The following is a 4,132-nucleotide window of genomic DNA, read 5'->3' as shown; positions in this document are numbered from 1 at the left end:
AACTAAAAAGAAAATGATAATATCAAATCATAAAAAATAAGGTATTGTCGAAAAAAATTAAAATATTAAGTAATTTCCAATAATAAATTATGGCAAAATTTTTAACAACAGTAGCTACCTCTTTTTATATTGAAGAAATTATATTAAACGCTAAAACCTCACTTACGCTAGTGACTCCTTACCTGAAATTAAGTAAAAATTTAATTGAGAGAATCATGGATGCCGATAACAGAGGAATAGTAATCACCCTAATTTACGGCAAAAACAAACTTCACGCTAATGAGCAACGCAAACTTGATGTATTGAATAACCTAGAGCTTTATTTTTGTGAAAATCTTCATGCTAAATGCTACCATAATGAAGATTCCATGATCATAACATCTATGAACCTTTACGAGTTTTCTGAAAAAAACAATAGAGAAATGGGAATATTCGTCGAAAAGGATATTGATCTAAAAATATTTGAAGACAGTTTGAGAGAAATTGATTCTATCAAAAATGCATCAATTATTGAAAAGACTAAAGAAAGTAGTAGTTCAAACTCAAGAGAAGTTATATTTCAAAAGCATCTAGGCTTTGAAGAACAATGGAATTTTTATCTCCCTAACCTTTATAAAGTGTTAAAAAACAGATTACCTGGACATCAAGTTATTTTAGATAAGATTTTGAAGATAAAAGGTTATCCAGTAGAAGGGGTCGAGATAGAAGTCTCAGGTAAAATAAATTTTCTATTTGACAATACTAAGTTTTATAAATCTATCAAGTCAAACAAAAGGTCCAAAATCAATGAATTACTGCCGAATAATAGAGTTTACTGGAATTATAAAAAAATAAATATATATGATTTAAGAAACGCACCTGAAACTGAAATAAATAATGATGGTGTTAAGGTTGAGATGAACAAAGCTCTTAATGTAATTAAAGTAGTCTCAGAACAATTAATTGAACAATAAAACGCATTCTATAATTAACATTTAATAATCTTACTCAGCTAATTTTACACTACGCTTTCATAATCGATTTTCTACAGATTTTTACTTAAAAAGGTGTTTGAGTTAAGAATTAGGTAAAAGGTGAACATATTTCAATAAGCCTAATAATTGTTTTAGAAAATAATAATTGTTTTAGAAAATAATTATTTCAATTCAAACTTTTTTAATTCAGCACTTGTTGCATATCCATAATCGAAGAAATCAAAATCTTTATTCTTATCTATATTTGAAATCCAGCGAATATGCAAAATACTTCCATGAACCTCAAGTAAATATAGTTCTTTACCTTTATGAATTGAAGCTTCTAGTTCATCAAAACACCCTTTGGATAGCTGTCCGTCATTATATTCTCCCCAAACGAATAAGACGTCAGCTTCAGAAGCTACATGGGCATAATTGGGTGGATACATAAGGTCTCCTAAATCGTTATTTGGACAAATTACTTCTATTTTAAATTCATTCTTTAAAAAATCTAAAATTAGTTTTTCATTTTCTGTACCATAAGTTGATTTACTGTGAGAAAAATATACTACAATGGTTTTATCTTGAGAATATAATCTCGATTCTAAATTTAAATTTGTGCACATTATTTATTAATTTTTATTATTACTTTTTTGACTTTAGTTATAGTATTTGGATGGAGGCCGACAATTTTAGAGATTTCTACATTCTTATATCCCTTCTTCAATAGTTCAATAGCTTTTTTGTTTTTTGGTTTACTAAGAAAATCGATTAAATCTTCTGAAGTTCCTTCTGCCCTCCCCTTATATTTTCCTTTTGACTTAGCTATAGCGATCCCTTCAAGTTGTCGCTCACGAATCATTTTACGTTCCATTTCGGCAACTACTCCGAGTATTGATATTACCATCTTAGATATGTCATTAACACTTCCATCGTCATTGAGTGTTCTCAAGCCTTGCTTTACAAAGTGAATATTTATTTTATTTTCTGTAAAGGCTTTGATAGTCGTTAAAATGTCCATTAAGTTTCTTCCTAAACGATCAATCTGATGTACCACCAATTCATCCAGCTCACCTGAGCTCAACAGAGACAATATTTTTTTACCTCCCTCCCGTTCGAAAAAAGGGATGGCTCCTGAACATTTATCTTCAATTAATAGTTGATGATCAGATGAGTTTATGGACTGCCTCTCAGAATTTTGTTCAACTGTACTTGTTCTTATGTATAAAACTTTCATTTTGTCTTATTTTTAGCTTAGTCATCTCTACACCCTTAAATTGTGCATTTATCTAAGTTTTCATTTAGGTTTTTATTTAATTCGTAAAAAATAGCTCTCACAATTTCAAGTATACCCATTTTTTATGATTTTAATGTTTTTCTAAAATCATTGAAATTCGATTTAGTGAATGCCAATATTTTAAAGAAATAACCAAACCCATAAACTAGAGCAAATCCAACAACAGTAAACTTGGCAACCTTTACCACTTTACTATCGATTATATTTTTTACAAGGTCATCTTTTGCCTTTTCTACTAAATTATTTTCTTTCATCAGAATTGTTTTTAATGGTTATTAAAAGTGCCGTTGAGGTTAGTGCTAGAATTAATAATATTCCTAACCAGGCATTATCTTTATTTTGTTCAATCCCTTGTTCTGGTATTTCGAGATTTGACATCCTATCGTGGAACATGTTGTTTACTTCAAATAATGGTATTGGTTTCATATCTTTTAATTTGTATTATGTTATTATCTAATTGTTTAAAGGCTAAATCATAAAGACCAAAATATGTATCATTTTCATGTTTCATGATTTGGGTAAAAATGGTAAAATCAAATCCTCTGTCTTTTATCAATTTCATTTCTACATTCGTTTCTTCTTTATCTCCCAAAGCAATTTCCAATATGCTGTAATTATGAAATAGTTTTTGGTTCATTCGACTAAGAGGTAATCTTCTGTTTCTATATCTTCTATTATAGAATGCAACCCGATTACGCTTTGAAGCAAACTTTTGATTACTTCTCTTTGGTTTAAAATACTTACCACTGAAAGGGCATTTCTTTAGTTTTTCCATTTCTTTTATTTATCAAATTTTTTTTATCTCTTAGAATTTTAGGCTATTAGATTTACCAAATAATCTTTTCCTGTAACCACGTTCAAATACAGGTTTTACCTTTAAATATCTTTCTAGACGTTTAGCATTTCTAATAAAAGCACCATGTATATTTTTTTTCTTAAAGTCCATTTTAAGGGCATCGGGGTATTTCTGTTCTATGATTGGGTTTGTAGCAAGTACAAGATGATAGTGTTGACCAAAATTTTCTTCTCCAACGTCATAAACCCAGATGTAGCCAAAAAGCTCAATGCCATTCGATTCGCAGCGTCTTTTTAGTTTTTGAGTAATTGGACTTATGGATTGACTTATGTCATAGGGTAGTCCAAATTCAAATAACTGGTAACTATTTTTATCATTGAACTTTTCAAAAAAGTGACTTATGAGTTTGTTTCTCTTGAAACGTTGTTTTTGGACGTCGGTCACTTCATAAAAGCAACCATTAGTTTCACTTTGAAATACGCTAGAATAAAACACCTCTTTTAGACCTCCTATGTTTTTGATGGAGTTAAGGTCTTTTCTAGACCTCTTCCTAAAATGCTTTTTACATATAAAAATCCCCATACTAGAAATTGTTTTTAAAAGTTGGTCTAGATGACTGAAGATTTTCTTGAGAAAGACTGTCCCTATCAATTAAAACTTTAGAACTATTAAAAGGTTTGAAAGCAGAAATCCTCCCACATCTTATCCATCTGTCAATTGTCTTGACACTTACAGATAACATCTGAGAGGCTTTTTTACGTGTTATATAATTCATCGTAACTTATTTTAAGAGTTACAATATTATTCAAGGAAAGTGGCTTCTAGCGACGAGTTTTAAAATAAGAAAATTCAAAATTCGTCGCTATCGTATTAATTTTTTTTGTAAGGAATTGATTCCAAGTATTTAATAGTGTCGTTTAATTTTCTTACGACTTTTGGGTCATCTTCTCCTAGGTGGTAAGATTCTTGGAAAATAGGTTTAAGTATCAATTTGATAAAAATGGGTCGTAGAGCCTTATTCCTCTCTTTGGTTGATAAATCAGATTTACTTCCATTCAGATTGAAAAAAATTTTCGAGAATAGAAT

9 protein-coding genes are annotated in these 4,132 nt (G+C 29.6%); 1 reads left to right on the top strand and 8 read right to left on the bottom strand.

All coding sequences use genetic code 11. From position 1 onward, the window contains the following. The first annotated feature begins 89 nt into the window (after window positions 1-89). Complete coding sequence (locus tag CXF67_RS08505) at window positions 90-953, top strand: phospholipase D family protein (RefSeq protein WP_102088370.1); 864 nt, start codon at window positions 90-92, stop codon at window positions 951-953. Window positions 954-1,135: 182 nt separating this feature from the next. Here the strand turns inward: CXF67_RS08505 and CXF67_RS08500 are convergent, their stop codons facing one another. From CXF67_RS08500 to CXF67_RS18455, 8 genes are all read right to left on the bottom strand, one after another. Next, on the bottom strand, window positions 1,136-1,579 hold the full coding sequence (locus CXF67_RS08500) for a hypothetical protein (protein ID WP_102088369.1): 444 nt from the start codon (window positions 1,577-1,579) through the stop codon (window positions 1,136-1,138). Beyond that, window positions 1,579-2,190 (bottom strand): recombinase family protein, encoded by a 612-nt coding sequence (locus CXF67_RS08495; RefSeq protein ID WP_102088368.1) that lies wholly within the window; start codon window positions 2,188-2,190, stop codon window positions 1,579-1,581. The genes CXF67_RS08500 and CXF67_RS08495 overlap by 1 nt, the downstream gene beginning before the upstream one ends. A gap of 122 nt (window positions 2,191-2,312) precedes the next feature. Continuing rightward, window positions 2,313-2,504 (bottom strand): hypothetical protein, encoded by a 192-nt coding sequence (locus tag CXF67_RS08490; protein ID WP_102088367.1) that lies wholly within the window; start codon window positions 2,502-2,504, stop codon window positions 2,313-2,315. Further along, complete coding sequence (locus CXF67_RS17835) at window positions 2,491-2,676, bottom strand: hypothetical protein (RefSeq protein WP_145990414.1); 186 nt, start codon at window positions 2,674-2,676, stop codon at window positions 2,491-2,493. Before CXF67_RS17835 ends, CXF67_RS08490 begins: the two co-directional genes overlap by 14 nt. Further along, complete coding sequence (locus tag CXF67_RS08485) at window positions 2,654-3,025, bottom strand: hypothetical protein (RefSeq protein ID WP_102088366.1); 372 nt, start codon at window positions 3,023-3,025, stop codon at window positions 2,654-2,656. The genes CXF67_RS17835 and CXF67_RS08485 overlap by 23 nt, the downstream gene beginning before the upstream one ends. 30 nt (window positions 3,026-3,055) lie before the next feature. Further along, window positions 3,056-3,628 carry a hypothetical protein gene (locus CXF67_RS08480; protein WP_102088365.1) on the bottom strand — a complete coding sequence of 191 codons (573 nt, stop codon included), beginning with the start codon at window positions 3,626-3,628 and terminating at the stop codon, window positions 3,056-3,058. Window position 3,629: 1 nt separating this feature from the next. After that, window positions 3,630-3,821, bottom strand: coding sequence for a MerR family transcriptional regulator (locus CXF67_RS08475; RefSeq protein ID WP_102088364.1), 192 nt, complete (start codon window positions 3,819-3,821; stop codon window positions 3,630-3,632). A 95-nt stretch (window positions 3,822-3,916) separates the two neighbouring features. Next, the coding region (locus CXF67_RS18455; protein ID WP_219621026.1) for a hypothetical protein at window positions 3,917-4,132 on the bottom strand (216 nt) is incomplete at its 5' end.

Source organism: Psychroflexus sp. MES1-P1E (genome assembly GCF_002836055.1).
Classification (GTDB): Bacteria; Bacteroidota; Bacteroidia; order Flavobacteriales; family Flavobacteriaceae; genus Psychroflexus.
This window is presented reverse-complemented; position numbering and strand designations above follow the sequence as displayed.

What these genes read in the sequence shown, in the direction of transcription:
- CXF67_RS08475 (WP_102088364.1), bottom strand. Translation starts at nt 3,821, where the DNA reads ATGAATTATATAACACGTAAAAAAGCCTCTCAGATGTTATCTGTAAGT.
- CXF67_RS08490 (WP_102088367.1), bottom strand. Translation starts at nt 2,504, where the DNA reads ATGAAAGAAAATAATTTAGTAGAAAAGGCAAAAGATGACCTTGTAAAA.
- CXF67_RS08500 (WP_102088369.1), bottom strand. Translation starts at nt 1,579, where the DNA reads ATGTGCACAAATTTAAATTTAGAATCGAGATTATATTCTCAAGATAAA.
- CXF67_RS08505 (WP_102088370.1), top strand. Translation starts at nt 90, where the DNA reads ATGGCAAAATTTTTAACAACAGTAGCTACCTCTTTTTATATTGAAGAA.
- CXF67_RS08485 (WP_102088366.1), bottom strand. Translation starts at nt 3,025, where the DNA reads ATGGAAAAACTAAAGAAATGCCCTTTCAGTGGTAAGTATTTTAAACCA.
- CXF67_RS17835 (WP_145990414.1), bottom strand. Translation starts at nt 2,676, where the DNA reads ATGAAACCAATACCATTATTTGAAGTAAACAACATGTTCCACGATAGG.
- CXF67_RS08480 (WP_102088365.1), bottom strand. Translation starts at nt 3,628, where the DNA reads ATGGGGATTTTTATATGTAAAAAGCATTTTAGGAAGAGGTCTAGAAAA.
- CXF67_RS08495 (WP_102088368.1), bottom strand. Translation starts at nt 2,190, where the DNA reads ATGAAAGTTTTATACATAAGAACAAGTACAGTTGAACAAAATTCTGAG.